The organism is Streptomyces sp. NPDC046335, assembly GCF_055587985.1.
The window spans coordinates 21,424-38,152 of sequence record NZ_JBVJFF010000028.1 but is presented as its reverse complement, the minus strand read 5'-3'; the positions used below and the strand labels follow the sequence as shown (position 1 = coordinate 38,152).

At 67.4% G+C, this 16,729-nt stretch carries 15 protein-coding genes and 5 pseudogenes; 13 read left to right on the top strand and 7 right to left on the bottom strand.

Going from position 1 to position 16,729, the window contains the following annotated elements:
* On the bottom strand, positions 1 to 322 hold a 322-nt coding region (locus ACZ6JY_RS39970), incomplete at its 3' end, for a cupin domain-containing protein (RefSeq protein ID WP_469204411.1).
* A 221-nt stretch (positions 323 to 543) separates the two neighbouring features.
* Between ACZ6JY_RS39970 and ACZ6JY_RS39965 the strand changes: the two genes are divergently transcribed.
* The 8 genes and pseudogenes from ACZ6JY_RS39965 (at position 544) to ACZ6JY_RS39930 (ending at position 5,260) form a co-directional block, all read left to right on the top strand.
* Positions 544 to 828, top strand: coding sequence for a hypothetical protein (locus tag ACZ6JY_RS39965; protein ID WP_469204409.1), 285 nt, complete (start codon positions 544 to 546; stop codon positions 826 to 828).
* Positions 829 to 857: 29 nt separating this feature from the next.
* Positions 858 to 1,784, top strand: a complete 927-nt coding sequence (locus tag ACZ6JY_RS39960; RefSeq protein ID WP_469204407.1) for an RNA polymerase sigma-70 factor — start codon at positions 858 to 860, stop codon at positions 1,782 to 1,784.
* 149 nt (positions 1,785 to 1,933) lie between these two features.
* The gene (locus ACZ6JY_RS39955) at positions 1,934 to 2,317 is read left to right on the top strand and encodes an Ohr family peroxiredoxin (protein WP_469204405.1); all 384 of its coding nucleotides are present in this window, start codon (positions 1,934 to 1,936) and stop codon (positions 2,315 to 2,317) included.
* Between the two features lie 658 nt (positions 2,318 to 2,975).
* Positions 2,976 to 3,032: pseudogene (locus tag ACZ6JY_RS39950) on the top strand (hypothetical protein); the annotation flags it as partial.
* Positions 3,033 to 3,062: 30 nt separating this feature from the next.
* Positions 3,063 to 3,431 (top strand): annotated as a pseudogene (locus tag ACZ6JY_RS39945) (succinate dehydrogenase); the annotation flags it as partial.
* A gap of 240 nt (positions 3,432 to 3,671) precedes the next feature.
* The gene (locus tag ACZ6JY_RS39940) at positions 3,672 to 4,421 is read left to right on the top strand and encodes an SDR family oxidoreductase (RefSeq protein WP_469204403.1); all 750 of its coding nucleotides are present in this window, start codon (positions 3,672 to 3,674) and stop codon (positions 4,419 to 4,421) included.
* Positions 4,306 to 4,944, top strand: a complete 639-nt coding sequence (locus tag ACZ6JY_RS39935; RefSeq protein ID WP_469204418.1) for a YceI family protein — start codon at positions 4,306 to 4,308, stop codon at positions 4,942 to 4,944. Before ACZ6JY_RS39940 ends, ACZ6JY_RS39935 begins: the two co-directional genes overlap by 116 nt.
* Positions 4,945 to 5,044: 100 nt before the next feature.
* Positions 5,045 to 5,260, top strand: coding sequence for a hypothetical protein (locus tag ACZ6JY_RS39930; protein ID WP_469204401.1), 216 nt, complete (start codon positions 5,045 to 5,047; stop codon positions 5,258 to 5,260).
* Between the two features lie 325 nt (positions 5,261 to 5,585).
* Here ACZ6JY_RS39930 and ACZ6JY_RS39925 read toward each other — a convergent pair.
* The 3 genes and pseudogenes from ACZ6JY_RS39925 to ACZ6JY_RS39915 form a co-directional block, all read right to left on the bottom strand.
* Positions 5,586 to 6,431: pseudogene (locus ACZ6JY_RS39925) on the bottom strand (alpha/beta fold hydrolase).
* A 102-nt stretch (positions 6,432 to 6,533) separates the two neighbouring features.
* On the bottom strand, positions 6,534 to 7,484 hold the full coding sequence (locus ACZ6JY_RS39920; protein ID WP_469204399.1) for an alpha/beta hydrolase: 951 nt from the start codon (positions 7,482 to 7,484) through the stop codon (positions 6,534 to 6,536).
* Positions 7,485 to 7,942: 458 nt separating this feature from the next.
* Positions 7,943 to 8,212, bottom strand: coding sequence for a WhiB family transcriptional regulator (locus ACZ6JY_RS39915; protein ID WP_469204397.1), 270 nt, complete (start codon positions 8,210 to 8,212; stop codon positions 7,943 to 7,945).
* 484 nt (positions 8,213 to 8,696) lie between these two features.
* Between ACZ6JY_RS39915 and ACZ6JY_RS39910 the strand changes: the two genes are divergently transcribed.
* Positions 8,697 to 9,572: a sigma-70 family RNA polymerase sigma factor family protein gene (locus tag ACZ6JY_RS39910; RefSeq protein ID WP_469204395.1), complete on the top strand. Its 876-nt coding sequence runs from the start codon at positions 8,697 to 8,699 to the stop codon at positions 9,570 to 9,572.
* A gap of 54 nt (positions 9,573 to 9,626) precedes the next feature.
* Here the strand turns inward: ACZ6JY_RS39910 and ACZ6JY_RS39905 are convergent, their stop codons facing one another.
* The gene (locus ACZ6JY_RS39905) at positions 9,627 to 9,860 is read right to left on the bottom strand and encodes a hypothetical protein (protein ID WP_469204392.1); all 234 of its coding nucleotides are present in this window, start codon (positions 9,858 to 9,860) and stop codon (positions 9,627 to 9,629) included.
* 862 nt (positions 9,861 to 10,722) lie between these two features.
* Between ACZ6JY_RS39905 and ACZ6JY_RS39900 the strand changes: the two genes are divergently transcribed.
* From ACZ6JY_RS39900 to ACZ6JY_RS39890, 3 genes and pseudogenes are all read left to right on the top strand, one after another.
* Positions 10,723 to 11,223 carry a hypothetical protein gene (locus tag ACZ6JY_RS39900; RefSeq protein WP_469204391.1) on the top strand — a complete coding sequence of 167 codons (501 nt, stop codon included), beginning with the start codon at positions 10,723 to 10,725 and terminating at the stop codon, positions 11,221 to 11,223.
* 348 nt (positions 11,224 to 11,571) lie between these two features.
* On the top strand, positions 11,572 to 12,108 hold the full coding sequence (locus tag ACZ6JY_RS39895; RefSeq protein ID WP_469204389.1) for a ferredoxin reductase domain-containing protein: 537 nt from the start codon (positions 11,572 to 11,574) through the stop codon (positions 12,106 to 12,108).
* Between the two features lie 108 nt (positions 12,109 to 12,216).
* Positions 12,217 to 12,360 (top strand): annotated as a pseudogene (locus ACZ6JY_RS39890) (transposase); the annotation flags it as partial.
* 36 nt (positions 12,361 to 12,396) lie between these two features.
* On the opposite strand, the gene ACZ6JY_RS39885 reads toward ACZ6JY_RS39890, so the two are convergent.
* Positions 12,397 to 13,311 (bottom strand): MBL fold metallo-hydrolase, encoded by a 915-nt coding sequence (locus ACZ6JY_RS39885; protein WP_469204387.1) that lies wholly within the window; start codon positions 13,309 to 13,311, stop codon positions 12,397 to 12,399.
* Between the two features lie 654 nt (positions 13,312 to 13,965).
* Between ACZ6JY_RS39885 and ACZ6JY_RS39880 the strand changes: the two are divergent.
* Positions 13,966 to 15,038, top strand: a pseudogene (locus ACZ6JY_RS39880) (IS630 family transposase).
* A 399-nt stretch (positions 15,039 to 15,437) separates the two neighbouring features.
* Here ACZ6JY_RS39880 and ACZ6JY_RS39875 read toward each other — a convergent pair.
* Positions 15,438 to 15,998: an HNH endonuclease gene (locus ACZ6JY_RS39875; protein WP_469204385.1), complete on the bottom strand. Its 561-nt coding sequence runs from the start codon at positions 15,996 to 15,998 to the stop codon at positions 15,438 to 15,440.
* Between the last annotated feature and the right edge of the window lie 731 nt (positions 15,999 to 16,729).

Genomic DNA, 16,729 nt, shown 5'->3' with positions numbered 1-16,729 from the left:
CAGTACAGGACGGGCATCGGCATGACCGACACGCTACGGAACCTCCAGCCCTCGGGCCACGGGTTTCGCGCTGCCAGGCACGGCAGCTTGCCAAGCCGCCCGGCTCCCAGAACGTGCCGCCTGCCTCCACCACCCGCTCGGGTTCGCCCTCCAGCTCGAAGCGGACCGCGCCCTCGACCACATATCCGAAGGCAGGCCCGGAGTGGCGGTGCGGCGGCGTGCCCGGGTCGCCCGGCTCCCACTCGACCTGGACGGTCATCGCCGAAGCGCCCTCGGGGATCGTCAGGGGCGCGGCGTCCTGCAGCACCTGCGCCGCGGTCATCCAACTCTCCGACGCCGCCGGGTCGCCGACTGCGTGCATATGCCCTGCGTGAGTGTCCGACACTGTTGTGAACCTTCCGTAAGTCGCCACGTGGAGGGGCGGGGCACATCTCCCGCCCCTCGGCAGAGTTGACCGGACACCATGTGGATCTGTGACACGTATGGAGTTTCGCAGGTGCGTCCAAGGGGTGGTGCCACAACAACGACTCAACGCTGTCCCAGGTGGTGCAAGAGGCGACCAGTGTGGAGTTCTTCCGCATGTCGACAGACAAAGCGCTGGAGGCGGCCGCCACCGCGGTCTTCGAGCACGCCGTACGCCGCACCCTGTGGCCGGCCATCACCCACGCGGTCGTTCCCTTGTTGTTCGCTGCACCTTCAACGGCCGCCCGCCTCCCCGACGTGCCGGTGGTGCGCCACTTTCACGGCTTCATCCCGCCTCCCGACCGGACCGACCCATCCATGCAGGGGCTGGCCCTCGGCAGGTCTGGTCCGAGCCGACCTGGCTGACCGCACCGCCTGCTCCGCCGGTTAGTAGCATGGGAGCGATCAAGCCGGAAGGGGCGACCATGCACACCGGGGGCGATGACGACTCTCTCGACCAGGCGGCGAAGGACTTCCTCGCCGTACGCCCGCAGCTGTTCGGCATCGTCTACCGCGTGCTCGGCAGCGCCGTGGAGGCCGAGGACATCGTCCAGGACGTCTGGCTACGCTGGCAGAAGACCGACCGCGCCGACGTCCTCGAACCGTCCGCGTTCCTGACGACGATCACCACACGTCTGGCGATCAACTTCGCCCAGTCCGCCCGGGTACGGCGCGAGTCGTACGTGGGTCCGTGGCTGCCCGAGCCGGTCAACACCGCCGTGGGCCCACAGGTGGGGGCGGAGCGGGCCGAGGCCCTGGAAATGGCTGTCCTGCTCCTGCTGGAGAAGCTCAATCCGGTGGAACGGGCCGCTTATGTCCTGCGCGAGGCCTTCGAGTATCCCTACCGCAGGATCGCGGAGGTCCTGGAGACCACGGAGGCCAACACACGCCAGCTGGTGAGCCGTGCTCGCAAGCACCTGAGCGCCCAGCGCAAGGAACGCGTCAGTCCCGCCGACCATCGGCGTCTGCTGGAGGTGTTCCTCGATGCCGCGCGCAACGGGAACCTGGCGGAGCTCGAACAGATCCTCGCCACGGACGTCGTCAGCTACTCCGACGGCGGCGGGGTGCGCGGCGCCTCGAAGATCCCGGTCGTCGGACGCACGCACGTCTCCCAGTACCTCGTGGCGTTCGCGCCGCGCTTCTGGCCCCAGGCGCAGGTGCGGTGGACGGAGGCCAACGGCCGGCCGGCCGTGCTCATCGCCACCGCGGGCAACGCCGTGGCCCTGCTGTCGCTGGACGTTTCCACGGAGGGCATCGACCGCATCATGTGGATCATGAATCCAGCCAAGTTGTCGCCCTACGTAGCTTCCCTGGAGGGCTGAGCTCCCACAGGTGTCACAGGAGCGGGTACTCGTCGGTCAACCAGTCGTCCGGAATCCGGATTCCCATTGACCGAAGGACAGCACCCCTTCATGTACGGGCCACCAGGCATCAGCCAGGGCACGTGCCACGACAACGCCGGAGCCATCCTGTGACTGAGCGGATCCAGTTGCCCAACCTGTCCACGCAGAAGGACTTCGTGGGCACAGCCTTCTCCCCCATCTACACGACGACCGTGACCGTGAGCGGCGGTGTCGCCTCCCATGGGCGTGCCTCAGGCAGGGCACTGTCGTCCGACGGCGCCCTGGACATCGACCTGCGCATGCCCGGCGAGCTCGGCGGGGACGGACGGGCGACCAACCCCGAGCAACTGTTCGCCGCGGGCTTCGCGGCCTGCTTCCACGGGGCCCTGAGCCTGGTGGCGCGGCAGGAGGAATTCGATCCTGCCGACATCTCCGTGGACGCGACCGTCGCCTTCGGCCGGGATCCGGACGACGGTGGCTATCTGCTGCGCGTCGATCTGGTGGTGAACTGACCGGAGGTGGATCCGGAGACTGCGACTCCGCTGCTGGAGCAGGCGGACGCGTTGTGCCCTTACGCCAGGATGGCGTGGCACGGGACGCCGACAACGATCACGCTGGCTCCTTGACGCGCACTGCCGACCACCGTCCGCCGACAATCGGGGGCGGGCGTCTGCCTCGCCCCAGCGGGCGGACGTTTCCGATGTCAGCAGTGTCTGCCCACAGCATCGTGACGCCCTCCTCCTCGACCCGCTGGACGGGGATCGCGGTGCGGCTCACCATCGCGGAGGTCCGTCCGCCACCGGTCAGGACGGGAACCAGTCGACACAGGGCTGCGCGACGGCATAGGTCATCTTCTTCTCCTTCCGCGTCGGCCAGCTGTATGACCACGCAAGTGGGAAGGCGTGACATCAACGCACGCTTGTTCCGTCCTCGCGCGCACCCGGTGTCACAAGATTCGTGATCACCCGGTCTGATGAGTGAGTCATGCACCGTGACTCGCACTACGTGACGCCGGAAACGAGGACCCGAGCCCACCGTGCCGCTGGACGGCCTGCTGCCGTAACGCCTGTCCGGGGCAGGTGTCACCCCCCCCGAGGGCCCGATCAGAGTCAATGACCGATCAATCGAGCGGAGCAATCGTGGTCGCCCACCGAAAAACATCTGTCCACCATGGTGTCGGTGATCGGCACCGGCGGATCCGGCCTGCGGGCGGCGATCGAGCTGGCCGAGGCCGGCGTCGACGTACTCGTCGTCGGCACCGAGCACGCCAGTGTCGTACGCGACGAGGCCGGCCTGCGCGCCGGCCTGGCGGAGCTGGAGGAGGTCGAGCAGCGGATGGGGAAGGTCAGGGTCCACCCCGACATCGCCGGATTCCAGGATCTCGCGCACGCCTTCGACCTCAAGTCGGCGGCCCTGGCGGCCCGCGCCACCCTGGAGGCGGCGCTCGAACGCCGCGAGACCCGCGGCTGTCACAACCGCAGCGACTACCCGGACCTCGACCCCGCGCTGCGCGTCAACCTGGTGTGGTCCCCCGCAACCGGCATCACCCGAGAGCCCCTCGCTCCCGTCCCGGACGAGATCGCCTCCCTCATGGAGGACGTGTCCACCGATGGCAAGCTCGCCGAGTGGCTCTTCTCCCGCCTCCCTGTCTCACCTGACGGCACGGCCGGGCCATTTCCGCTGCCCTCATATCGGCCGCACTCTCGTGCATCCGCACGGTGCTCAAGCGTGCGCGCTTCCTGAACATGCCCGCCGGAGGAGGACGAGATATCTTCGAGACTCTTCCGGTCCGCTGTCACAACCACCAAGACAACCCGGTCTTTACATAGTGCAGACCGAAAACGAATCTCCCGAGAGGATTTCCTCATGAAGGTTGTAGTCATCGGCGGTACCGGACTCATCGGCTCGAAGCTGGTCGCCAAGCTCAACGAGCACGGCCACGAGGCAGTGCCGGCCGCGCCCAACACCGGCGTCAACACACTGACCGGTGAGGGCCTCGCCGAGGTGCTCGAAGGCGCCCAGGTCGTGGTCGACGTGTCCAACTCCCCCTCGTTCGCGGACGATGACGTGCTGGACTTCTTCCGCACCTCGACGACCAACCTCCTAAAAGCCGAGACCGAGGCCGGTGTCACCCACCACGTCGCCCTGTCGGTGGTCGGTACCGAGCGCCTGCAGGGGAGCGGCTACTTCCGTGCCAAGTTGGCGCAGGAGGAGCTGATCAAGGCATCTGGAGTCCCCTACTCCATCGTTCACGCCACGCAGTTCTTCGAGTTCATGAAGGGCATTGCCGCCGAGGCCACCGACGGCGACACCGTGCGTCTGGCCCCTGTCAAGATCCGGCCCATCTACTCGGACGATGTGGCCGCCGCCGTGGGCCGCACGGCCGTCGGCACCCCCGTCGAGGGCGTGGTCGAGGTGGCCGGTCCCGAGACGTTCCAGCTGGACGAGCTCGTCCGCAAGGGCCTCGCCGCGAAGAACGACCCGCGCACCGTGGTGACCGATCCGCACGCCACGTACTTCGGCACCGAGTTGCAGGAGACCACGCTATTGCCCGGCCCCGACGCGCACATCGCCGAGACCTGCTTCGCCGACTGGATCGCCCAGCAGCAGGCGTGAGCCCTCCGGGGCGCTCCCCCTCGGCTTCTCCGTCCGCCACGCCATGATTTCCCATGTGCGTGGAAAGTTCGACTCCTTCGAGGGACTTCTCAAACTCGACGGCTCCCGGCCCGCACTGTCGGAGGCGCACGTGAGTGTGCAGACCGCGAATCTGAACACGGGCGTCAAGGAACGCGACGCCCACCTCAGAGGACCCGACTTCTTCGACTCGTCGGCCTTCCCCGTAACGGCCTTTCGCTCCACCCGCATCGTCCCGGCCGGAGACGACGGTTTCCGACTGCTCGGGAATCTGCGGATCAAGGACATCGAACGGCACCTCACCCTCGACTTCGAGTTCGGCGGTGCCGCCCGTGACGCCTATGGGCAGAACCGGGTCGGTTTCGAGGGACGTGCCACGATCCGGCGCTCCGACTGGGGTCTGACCTGGAACACGGCGCTGGAGACGGGCGGTGTCCTCGTCAGCGACAAGGTGACACTGATGCTCGACATCTCCGCGGTTCAGGTCGCCCAGACCGACGGCTGACCCCACATCCGCCGGTGCGTCGTCCCGTTCCCGGGCTCCGACGCATCGGCCCGACGTTCCCCTCCCGCAGCCCCGCCGCCCCGCCGACACAGGACGCGTGATGACCACCATTTCCGAAACCCCGCTCGCCCTCGGGGCCGCCGCGCGGTCCCTGGCCGCGGAGGCCGTCGCGCTCCGGGCCCGCATCACCGAACTGCGCGACACGCTCGCTCTGCTCGACCTGCAGATAGAGTCCGCGTCCGATTCTCTGCACCGGTTCCGAGGAGTCGGCGCCGAGCACCCGCCCGCGTCCGCGTACCCCACCCTCGGGTCCTGAGCTCCCGTCACCAGCCAACGCTCAGGCGCTCCAGTGTTCCCGTCCGATCGGTTCGATCGGACGGGAACACTGCGTTTCCGGGCCGTCCGGCGGGGCCCGGAGTTTGCGGGGGACAGCCCCGGCGGAAGGAACGGACTCCCCGGCAGGCGAAGGTAGTGGCCCGGTGGAGGCCATGGCCGGACGAGGGCCTCAGCCGGGCCGATGAACTCCACGCCGTCGCCCGGCCCAGAACCTACATGCGGCCCCCGCCACCGCTCCCTCGGGCAACGAAAGGGGCGGAGTCGCCCCCGGCCGCCCCGCCCCTGACTCTGACTCTGTCGCCCGGTCAGCGGACCGTGCGCGCCGCCTCCTCGATGATGCGGCTGACATCGTGCGGCCGAGAGACGCTCACGGCATGCGCCGCCCGAACTTCGGTGGTGTGTGGGTGAGCGCGTTCGGCCATGAAGACCCGGGCCTTCGCGGGGATGTTGAGGTCCTCGGTGGCCACGAGCGCCCACGACGGGCTGGTCTTCCAAGCCGGCTCGGACGCGCCCTCCTCCAGTGCGGCACTGGTGACCGGACGCTGCGTGACCGCCATGACGTCGGTGGTGCTCTTGGGCACGTCGGCCGCGACCTGGTGGTGGAACTCGGCCTGTTTTCGACGTATAGGTCGGTGCCCTGGGTACCGCCCGGCAGTGTGGTCGGGACGGGACGGAGGGCTTCACCGAGGGTGCTGCCGGGGAACTTGCCCGACAGCTCGACCGCGCTCTCGCCCTTGTCCGGCAGGAACGCGGCGATGTAGACGAGGGCCTTGACGTTAGCGGCTCCCTGGGCGGCATCGCTTATGACGGCCCCGCCGTAGGAGTGCCTGGCCAGCACCACGGGCCCGTCTATGTACGGCCAAGATCTCCTTCAGGTAGGCGGCGTCGCTGCCGAGCCCACGCAGCGGGTTGGCCGCGGTCACCACCGGGTAGTCCTCCCGCCGCAGTTGCTTCACGACGCCGTTCCAGCTGCTGGAGTCGGCGAACGCACCGTGGACGAGAACAACCGTGGGCTTATGGCCGGGCGACGAGGAGCCCTTGCCCGCGCTCGCCGGCGCGACCGACGTGGCGAGCAGGGCCACGGCAGCTCCCGCCGTCGCGAGAAGGGAGAGGCAGCCGCAGGTACGTCGGGACAGCGAGTGTCGGTTCATGACAGCCTTCGGATCAGAGTTCTGGTTCGGCCTGGACCGGCCGGACCGGAGTGTGGGGATTGCGGGTGGCGCCCGGCACGTGCCACGGGCGCCGTCGGGGTCTCATCCCTCGTGCAGGGCGGTGCGCAGAGTGCGGATGGCCTGCTGCACCCCGGCGTCGGTGGCCCGGGTGTTCCGCACGGGGTTGAGCATCATGAAGTCGTGCAGGGTGCCGTTGTAGCGAATGCTGGTGGTCGGCACACCGGCCTGGGTCAGCTTGCGGGCGTACGCCTCGCCCTCGTCGCGCAGGACGTCGTTGTCGTCTACGAGCACGAGCGCGGGCGGCAGTCCATGCAGGTCCTCCAAGGTAGCGCGCAGCGGTGACGCGGTGATCTCCGCGCGCTGTGCCGGATCGGTGGTGTAGCTGTCCCAGAACCAGGCCATCGCCTTCGCGGTGAGGTAGGGGCCGTTCGCGAACTCTCGGTAGCTCGCGGTGTCCTGGCCCGCGTCCGTGACGGGGTAGTAGAGCGACTGGTGGACGAAACTGACATCGCCGCGCTGCTTGGCCATGAGGGTCAGCGCTGCTGTCATGTTGCCGCCGACGGAGTCGCCGGCCACTGCCAGACGGGAGGCGTCGAGACCCGCCTGGGCCCCCTTCTCCGTGATCCACAGGGCAGTCGCGTACGCCTGTTCGATCGCGACGGGGTACGCGGCCTCCGGTGACCGGTCGTACTCGACGAACACCACGGCGGCCTGCGCGCCGACGGCGAGTTCGCGCACGAGGCGGTCATGGGTCCCGGCGTTGCCGATGACCCAGCCACCGCCATGGATGTAGAGGACGACCGGCAGGATGTCGTCAGCGTCGAGCGGCTTGACGATGCGGACCCGGACATCACCGACTTCGGCGGGCACCGTGATCCACTTGTCCTGCACGTCGGGCTTCTCGATGGGGGTGGCCTGTAGGTCGTCGAGGATCTTCCGGGCGCCGTCCGGGCCGAGTTCGTACAGGAAGGGTGGGGTGGCCGTCGCGTCGGCGATCTCCTGAGCGGCAGGTTCGAGAATGGGCTGGTTCATGGCATTGCTCCTCTTATCGGCACAATTGTTGGCTGTGTTTACTGTCATGGCAGTTGAGCCCTTGAAGGTGTGACATCAGGGGGGAGACAGTGTGTTTCAGTGTTACTGCCGGTCGGCGACTTCCTTTGCACGCGCGTGGGCGTGCCGCTCACGCTGCCCACCTGGGCGAGCGAGAGGGGCTCGTACTGCCCATGGGCCGTCAGCTCGTGCAGGTGCTCTTGGCTGAGCGGTTGATGCACTGCGGCGAACCTTCCGTGCGGGAGGGGCTTGATGACGCCGGTCTCACGGTCCGCGCAGCACCCGGTTGCACGACCGGTCGAGAAGGTGCGGACGATCGTTGGTCAGCCAGGACTCGATGAAGGGGTACGCACCCAGTGCGACCCGGCCGCCTTCACCACGTGCACCTGGAAGGGCCCAGATCACCGACGTCCTCGGCGTTCCGTGAACAGCGGAGGAACTCAGGCGGCCGTTCTCTCCATACCACCGCAGCCGCGTGCCCTGCGCCGTCGCATGGCGCGGCGTTCCGCTTCCGTGGATCTGCCCCAGATTTCCTCCACGGAACCGGCGTTCAGCGCCCACACCAGGCACTGCTGCGACACGGGACAACTGCTGCACACGGCCTTCGCCTCATCGATCTGCACGAGTGCCGCGAAGCTGCTGCTGTTGCCGATGGGAAAGAAGAGGTCGGGGTCCATGCCTCGGCACTCGGCCGATCTACGCCCGTCCATGAGCTTCCTCCTGCACGGAAAGGTGGGTGGGCTTGCAACGTCCGACGCGGGCGGTGCGCCCCGGACCACGACGACGCCGAGCACAGAGCCCGGGGTCATGCGGAAGCAGACGCTCGGGGTGTGTCCCTGCCGGTGCGGTGCCCCTATGAGCCACGTCACGCTCTCTGACAGATGAGACCGGGCGGTCAGCCCTTATGTGACACCGGAAGCGGCGGCCGGGCCGGAAGCAAGCGTTCCGGGCGTCTCCGAGAACCGACTTCGCAGCCGAAACGCCCCGGCACGGCCACCCGGATGTCACAAGATCTATGCCTGTCCGGTCTCGTCTGTCGAGCAGATGAACAAGGAGAAGGCGTTGCGCGCAGGGCCGCATCGCCGGCTGGCGCATCGCCTTCCCCGATCGCGAAGGACAGGGCGCCTGCCCACGCGTCGGCCGAACGCCGGGGCCACCTGAAGGTGGGGTGCTGTGGGAGAAGGAGGTGGGGGCATGGAGTTCGCCGATGAGGGGGTGCCGATCGGGGAGTTGGTCGACGAACGTCGGCACCTGCTCGATGTGGCTTTCTGGATGCTGGGCAGTGCCGGCGAGGCCGACGGGGTGGTGGATGAGGCGTATCAGCGGTGGTACGCGCTGCCGAGGCCGGAGCGGGAGGCGATCGACGAGCCGCGGACGTGGCTGTCCCGAGCGGTGGGCGGAATCTGTCTGGAGCGGTTGGCGCGGCCGGGACGACGGAGGCGCGGCGACCTCGGCCTCGAGTCGGCCGACGCTGCCGGGGAACAACGGAGGATGTTGGAACGGGAGATGAGTGAGGTGCTGCTGGGGGTGCTCGACGCGCTGTCCCCGGCTGAACGGGCAGCGTTCGTCCTCAACGATGTGTTCGGGATGGCGCCACGTACGGTCGCCGGCATCGTGGGCCAGTCCGAGCCGGAGTGTTCGGAGCTGGCGGAGCGAGCGCGGCAGAGCCTGCGGGCCCGGCGGGGGCGGCCCACGACGCCAGCGGAGCAAGGTGCGGCAGTACGCGGGGTGCGCGAGGCGTGTGCGGCGCAGAACGCGGAGTGCCTGATGGTGCTTCTGGCGTCGAATGCGACAGCGTTCTTCGACGGAGGTGGCAAGGTGCGGGCACAGGTCCGGCCGGTGCACGGCTCGGAACGGGTGGCCCGGAGCCTGCTGACGCTGTTGGCCCCGCGTGCGCGCACGACGGTGGACTCGCGTTCCGTCAACGGCCGAACCGGGATGGTCATGCGGTACGACCAGCGGGTCGTGGCGGTCATCAGTCTCGACATCGCCAACCGGCGCATCGTCCAGGTCCGGGTCGTCGTCAATCCCGACAAACTGCGCCCCTGGAACCGGACCTCTCCCAGCTAACGCTGACGATGCCGATTCTCGCGCCGACGCCAACGCGGACTGTGAGCGCTCCCATCAGGCTACAAGTGCGGTCTCGTACCACGTGGGCGAGTTGAGGAAGGCGTCGATCTTGCTCGGGTCGAACACCCACATGACCCTGTGAATGCCTTCACCGGAAGCCGCTACCGTCATGAAGGCCGAGGGCTTGCCGTCCCGATGGAGCAGCACACCGCTGCGTCCGTTCGCACGGACAGGACGCACCTCCACCTGGCCCCAGAACCGCGGAAACGCGGTCGACAGGTTCGCCACCGCGCACGACCCAGCTCGGGGACGCGAGTGCCGCCACGGATGCCGTTGCCGTCGGACAGGCTGCCGGCCCCTGGCGTGAGTATCGCTTCCAACGAGGCGATGCCCCCGCTCTGTGCGGCCGCGATAGACGCCTCGAGCAGGCGTCGATGCTCGGCCACATCGACGCTCGCTGGGCGCCCACTTCGGGGTCACTGCGCGTGTCGATCGGTTCGGGCAGCCGGGCGCCTTCCGCGGGGGTCGTTTCGGGATGCGTGATCCTTCTGTCTCCGTTCGCGGTGTAGATGTCCGAAGTGGCGGCGTTCCGCCGACTGCCGTCCGCTATCACTCATGTGAGATGCCGAGAAGCGCATCACCCATCAAACCATGCAACGCTGGTAAACACTGTTTGCTCGCGACACCCAAATAAGGAAGGCACACTCAGTCGACCTGGCGTGCGATCCCGCACTTCCCTGAAGGGACCCTCATGCGCAACCTGTCACGTCGGGGAGCAACCAGTGCAGCGCTCGCCGCTCTCGCTCTCCCTGCCACCGCAGTCCAGGCAACCCGGACGGCCCCAGCGTCAGCGCCAAGATCATCGCCCGAACCGCCGTAGGCGACAGTGTGTACCCAAAGAGCAGCTCACTCAAGGAACCGTCGGACGCGCCGACTACGTACACATCGCCTTGAACCGTGGCACCACCGACTCGGACTGTCAGCCCGGCATTGACGAAGCACCACGTGGGGGGTGATCTGATCAACACACCACTGCACATAGGGCTCCCCCCATATGATGTGAAGTGGTATCTGTAAGGAGCCGCACGACAATCCGAGGCGAGCCGAGCGCGGACGCGACCACAAGGGTTGAGGACGAGAGGAACACAAGGTGTCTGTCACCCACGCGGCACATCACATTGAGGTCACCGCCGAGAGCCTCCAAGAGGACCTGGCCCGCCTGGAAGTCCAGAAGCAGGCCTTGGAAAGGGAACTGGCCGCGGTCGTCGCCCATCTCAGCTCCGTCCAGCGGGCTCTCGGTGCCCTTCAGGCCCTCATGTCGCCCGCCGGGCCGGGCACTTCCGACACCACCGGCACCCCTGACGCTTTCCCGCGGGCAACCGATGCCGTAGCACACGTGGAACCGGCGCGACCCGCGACGGAGCCGTCCGACGAGGAGAGCGCCGAGAAGAATTACGGCAAGCTCACCGAGCAGATCCTCAACTACTTCGCCCAGGTCGGTGATGTCAACGTACGCGCGCGCGACGTCGCCGCGGCGCTCGGCCGAGCCACCGACAGCAGCAGCATCAACGCCGTGCGGAGCACCCTCGACCGCTTGGTCGGCACCTCCCGCATCCGCCGTACCGGCCGCGGCCTGTACCGCGCCGTGTAAGTGCCCTCAAGACGCGTTCCCCCTACGGTGCGACACCTCAGGGGGCATTGCTCTCCACACAGTCAGCCCCGATCATCCGCGACATACTTCGGGCGGTGGGTGCCTCCCTCGGCACCATCACCGAGCTCTTCTACACCCGCATGTTCCAGGAACGCCTGGACCCGCTGCGCGGCCTGTTCAACCGGACGAACCAGACCAACGGCGCCCAGCGCGAGGCTCTCGCCGGAGCAGCGGCGGCCTTCGCCACCGCGCTCGTGACACACCCCGACGAGCGTCCTGACGCCGTGCTCGGCCTCATCGCCATGGAGGCCCGGCGTACGCCGAGGCTGGCGTCGAGGATGGTGCCGTGTGGCGGGACATGGAGATCGCCGAGGGCACCGAGGAGTCGCAGGGCCCGCTTCCTTCGTCCTGCGCCGCCCCGACGGCCTCCCCACCGATCCCTTGCTGCCCGAGCAGTACATCAGCGTCCAGGTCGAACTTCCCGACGGGACACCGCAGATAGGCCAGAACAGCCTGTCCACGTCTCCTGGCCACAAGACCTGGCGCATCACCGTCAAGCGGGAGAGCTCGGCCGACGGACGTGCCCCCGAGGGAGAGGTGTCCTCCTGGCTGCACGCCCATACCCGAGCGGGTCAGGCCATCGAGGTCTCCCTGTCCTTCGGTGACCTGGTCATCCTCGACGGCGACGGCCCACTGCTCCTCGGCTCCGCGGGTATCGGCATCACCCCCATGCTCTCCATGCTCGACCACCGGGCCACCGTCTCGCCCGACCGGTCCGTCGTCGTCATCCATGCTGACCGCTCCCCCACCCGTCGCGCCCGCCGTCTGGAGCTGTCCGAGCTCGTGGGGTTGTGTGCGCCCTTGTGGGCTTCGAGGACTTGGTAGAGGGTGAGACCCCTTGCAGGCGTTGTTCGGCCAGGAGGGCGTGGGCGGCGGTCCCAAGAGTGACGTGGGTGCTCGATACGCCGGCGGACCGCGGCCAGACGGTCCAGGTCTCTGCTGCGGCGGGGCTGGCTCAGCAACGTCGCTTTCACCAGCCCCGACCACCTCATCCAGACCGTCAGGCGTGACCTGCGCACGATCCAGTACCGCAGGGATCTCATTGACGGACGCCTCGCCGGCACCCGCCTACCCATCACCCCGATGACTACGGCTCGCCATCTCGAAGTGCGGTCAGTAATCCCAGACGGCCGGTACGAAACGGAAGGCATCCCCGGCGGCCGCCACGCGGCAGATGGATGGGAACGGTAGGTGAGTGGCCACCAGTTGCTCGCCTCTCGCAGCCAGCTCATTCAGGAGACGGATCCGTACGCGGGCTGATTCCTCGGGGTCGTGGTCGAAGCCGTTGTGCCAGTCGGGGCAGTCGAACCCTGGCTGGAACACGGCATCGCCGGCGAACGTGAGCCGGTCGCCGCCGGACTCCAGGCGGACGATGCTGTGGCCGGGGGTGTGACCGCCGGTGCGACAGACCATTACTCCCGGCGCCACCTCGTACTCCGTCTCGAACGGCCGCAACTGGCTGCGGTACACGTCCAGGAACCGCGAGGCGGTGGTTCGAAGCACGTCCGGCACCGGTGCCGGCATGGCGGTGTGCGAGAAATCAGGCGCTTCCCAGAACTCGGCCTCGGCGGACGCCAGGTGGACCCGTAGGTCGGAGCGCAGCCGCCCCCTCAGCCCGTCGACGAGCAGTCCGCCGATGTGGTCCATGTGCAAGTGGGTGAGCACCACGTCGGTCACGGATGCGGGATCAATCCCGGCGGCGTCCAGTCGCATGGCCAACTGCCCGGCCCGCGGGAAGCCCGGGAACTCTGTCCCCAGCCCGGAATCGATGAGGATGGTCCGGCCGCCGCTGCGCACCACGGCCACATTCAGTGGCCAGTCGAGCATCTCCGGAGGCAGGAACATGTCTTGCAGCCAGGCCGCCAGGTCGGCCTTGGCGGCGTTGGTGGCCATCGTCACGGCGGGTATCGGCAGCACCCCGTCGCTGATCACCATCACGTCGATGTCGCCGACCTTCAGCGCGTAGCGCGACGGAACCAATTCGTCATACCTCGGTGCATCGGGGCGTGCGATGTTGACCCGGCTCATATTGTTCTCCTCTTGAAGAGCGTTGACCGAAGACATCGACGGCGCGAATGGGTCACACCGTTCAGTCATCCACTAGGACCAGACAGCAGCCTGGTTTGTGACAGCCGTCCTGCTCCCTGGATTTCGCCTCGCCCGACTGCTCGTCCTCCGGGCGGACTTCGTGTGGTCCAGGCCGCATTCGTTCTTGGCGGCCTGGAAGCACTCCTCGATGGCCCACCGGGCGCCGACCACCCCAACCAGCTCGGCTCCGGCGTGGCGATCGTCCACGGCGATACCTCCCGCGGTGCCGAGTCCGTGGCCACCCGTGTCCTCAACTCCGACGGACAGGTGGTCGCCGCCCTGTCAGTCGTCGCCGGAGCCGTAACGGTCGACCTCCGAACGTTCCGCCCGGCGGACATACGCGGCAAGTCCGGCACAGCGATCCGGTCACCGTCATGGCCCTTCATCCGGACCAGTTGCGGCCCAGTGTCCGCCATTCCCTGCCTAGCCCGTTCGTTCCAGCAGGTCAGGGGTGCGACACCGAGTACGACACCAGCAGACAAAGAACGTTTTGGTTTCATACAGCCCGAAGAAACTTGGGTTCTTCTAGAGATCTTTAATGGTGGGGGTTCTGACCCTGCTGACGGTTAAGGTCGTGTGCGGTATGCCAGAGGTATGCGGCATCCCGACGGTGGTGGGCTGACGGCCGAGGAACGGGCACGGCGGGAGCAAGTGCGCCTAGCAGCAGCCGACTTAATTGAGTACGGCGTCGTTGACGCGGAGATCGCCCGGCGGTTTCGGGTGACGCGAATGTCGGTCAGTCGCTGGCGGCGGTCCCTGACCGCAGGCGGTCGCCAGGCCTTGGCCTCGAAGGGGGCTGGTGGTGCCCAGTGCAAGCTCACCAACGATCAGTTGCGCCGGCTGGAATGCGAGCTGGAGGCGGGACCGGTCGTGCATGGCTGAGATGAGGACCAGTGCTGGACGCTGGCGCGGATAGCCGAGGTGATTCACCGCCGGTTCAAGGCGGGGTACACGCTGGTCGGGGTGGACCTGCTGCTGCACCGAATCGGGTGGAGCGTGCAGGTCCCCGCCCGCCGGGCCGCCGAACGCGACGAGGCGAGGATCGCCGCGTGGAAGGACGAGCGGTGGCCCATCGTGAGAAGACTGCGGCGGGCCTGGGCGCCTGGCTCTGCTTCGAGGAGGAGGCAAGCCAGGGACTGAGGCCGCTCACCTGCCGCACGTGGGGGCCGCCGGGGCAGGACCCGGGCGGTGAGGGTGACCGCCGCGGGCACCAAAGGCGTCTCGATCGCCGCGCTGATCTGCACGAAGTCCGGGTCCAGGTCCCGTCTGATCTATCGCACCCATGTCGGCCGGGGACCGCGCAAGGGCTGGCGCAAGGGATTCACCGAGCACGACTACGTCCGTCTTTTCGACGCGGCCCACCAGCAGCTCGGCGGGCCCGCCGTGATCATCTGGGACAACCTCAACACCCACGTCAGCGCCAGAATGAAACGGTACATCGAGAGCCGGGACTGGCTTAAAGTCTTCCAGCTCCCGCCCTACGCACCTGAGTTCAACCCGGTCGAAACGGTCTGGGCGCACATGAAAAGATCCCTGGCAAACCTGGCCAAACAGGGCATCGACCAGCTGACCACACTGGTCAAGACCCGGCTCAACGAATGCAGCACCACCCCAGCCTCGTCGAGGGCTACCTCGCCAAGACCGGGCTGAACCTTGAACCCCCGTAGCCTCAAACGTTAATGATCTCTAGCGGACGAGGATGGAGTCCTCTATATCGGCAAGCAGCGCCTGCCGGTGACGGGTCCAGGGCCGGCACTGCTGGCAGCAGCCATCGTTCAGAGGTCTGGCCGACGTCCCGGTGACTGTGCGTTCCCGCTGATAAAGCCTCAAACCTAGAGCAAAGAAGCGGGCTGCGGTAATCGGATAATGCAGGGTTTGGCCTACAGGCTTCGGCCACCTGGTGGGCAAGGATGGACCCCATGAGCCGCGGCTCCGCCGGCATGCCCCGGGGGCTAACGTCAGGCTGCCAGCTGTGCTGTCCGCTCACAAAGCTCCAGGGGCTCTGGGATTTCGCTGTACCGGCGAGGGCGGGGGAGCACGTCCGCGCCCTGCGGAAATCTGGCTTCTCAGCCGTCGAGGTGCCTCGCTGCGGAGCCCTCCGACCGTCGGGCTCCCTCCCCAGCAAGGAATCGAGCGGCCACGGCCGGATGAATGAATTCGTCTGGGCCGATTCCGATCGAGTCCTTGCTCCACTTGCGCCAGTTGCAGCCCTGGTGCGCCAGCTGCACGTTGCTCAGGGTGTCAGCCCCACCAGCGGCGATGGGCACTACATGGTCGATGGCGGCGGACAACGGGTCCGGCCACTGTGCTGCCTGGTCTACCGGGAAGGAACAGAGCTGGCACCGCCAACGATCGCGTTCGAACACGTCGAGTCGCTCGTAGCGCTCTCGGCCATTGCCTCGGATCCGGGCCCGACGACGGTTCGCTGCGTCTGCTTGCTGGCGGCGGCGGAGTTCAGGATTTTCGGCCCAGAGTCTTCGACGCGCTTCGTTCTTCCACCCCGGGAGACAGGCATCACAGCGGACCGCCGAGAGCTGCTTGGCTGTAATGTCCGCTTCGCAGTCCAGGCAGTGGCGTGTCCCCACGTTCTTCGGATAGGGCTTTGAGTACTCCCCGAAGTACTCCATGCACGCTTGACTGCACCACTTTCGGCGGGCTCCACCGAGTGGCTGTCCGAATGATCGGCCGCACCCTGCCGCACAGTAGGTGATCTCATTGGCTGCGGCATCCCTTGCACAGCTTCGGCACCCGATGAGGCGCTGCCCGCGCGTGATGTCGGAGATCTTGACGGTCGTGCCGGTGCCGCAATCCAGGCACTCGGCAGCTACTGCGAGCGTGGCCCGAGCGTAAGGCCCAGCCAGAACCAGACGGAGACTCGCAAGAGCGCTGAGCGCCTCGCACTTGGGCAGAGCGCGGTCCCGACCGGCTCGGAGGCGTCGGAAGCAGTGGACACAGGAACCGCCTCGGATCGCGTTACCGAAGAGTACTGCCGACGCCTCGCCGCAGCTCAGACAAGCGACCTTCACGGGCCGGTTACTGCCTTGGAAGGCCTCCAGCACCCGGTAGCCATTGTTCGCAAACACTTCCGCTACACAGTTCGCACACCAGCCGGGCCGCCCAGACGCCGTGTATCTGATGCGACACTGAGTGCACTTGGCTCCCAAGACGTCTCCATAGAGCTTCTGCAGGCGTCGGTGCCGAGGGCAAAGTCCGAAAGCGGCCGCCGCCTTCGGACAGTCCTCAACATCGCAGCAGCGCGTCTGCCGAGGAACTGCTCGGTGCAGTGGATCTCCGTGCTTGTACCAGTGCGCGTAGTGAGTACGGCAGTACCCACGCGCGACGAGCAGGCCGCCGCAGC

Bases quoted from the DNA above. Each gene is read 5' to 3' on its own strand.
- ACZ6JY_RS39940 (WP_469204403.1), top strand. From the start codon at position 3,672: ATGAAGGTTGTAGTCATCGGCGGTACCGGACTCATCGGCTCGAAGCTG.
- ACZ6JY_RS39920 (WP_469204399.1), bottom strand. From the start codon at position 7,484: ATGAACCAGCCCATTCTCGAACCTGCCGCTCAGGAGATCGCCGACGCG.
- ACZ6JY_RS39960 (WP_469204407.1), top strand. From the start codon at position 858: ATGGGAGCGATCAAGCCGGAAGGGGCGACCATGCACACCGGGGGCGAT.
- ACZ6JY_RS39915 (WP_469204397.1), bottom strand. From the start codon at position 8,212: ATGGACGGGCGTAGATCGGCCGAGTGCCGAGGCATGGACCCCGACCTC.
- ACZ6JY_RS39885 (WP_469204387.1), bottom strand. From the start codon at position 13,311: ATGAGCCGGGTCAACATCGCACGCCCCGATGCACCGAGGTATGACGAA.
- ACZ6JY_RS39930 (WP_469204401.1), top strand. From the start codon at position 5,045: ATGACCACCATTTCCGAAACCCCGCTCGCCCTCGGGGCCGCCGCGCGG.
- ACZ6JY_RS39910 (WP_469204395.1), top strand. From the start codon at position 8,697: ATGGAGTTCGCCGATGAGGGGGTGCCGATCGGGGAGTTGGTCGACGAA.
- ACZ6JY_RS39875 (WP_469204385.1), bottom strand. From the start codon at position 15,998: ATGGAGTACTTCGGGGAGTACTCAAAGCCCTATCCGAAGAACGTGGGG.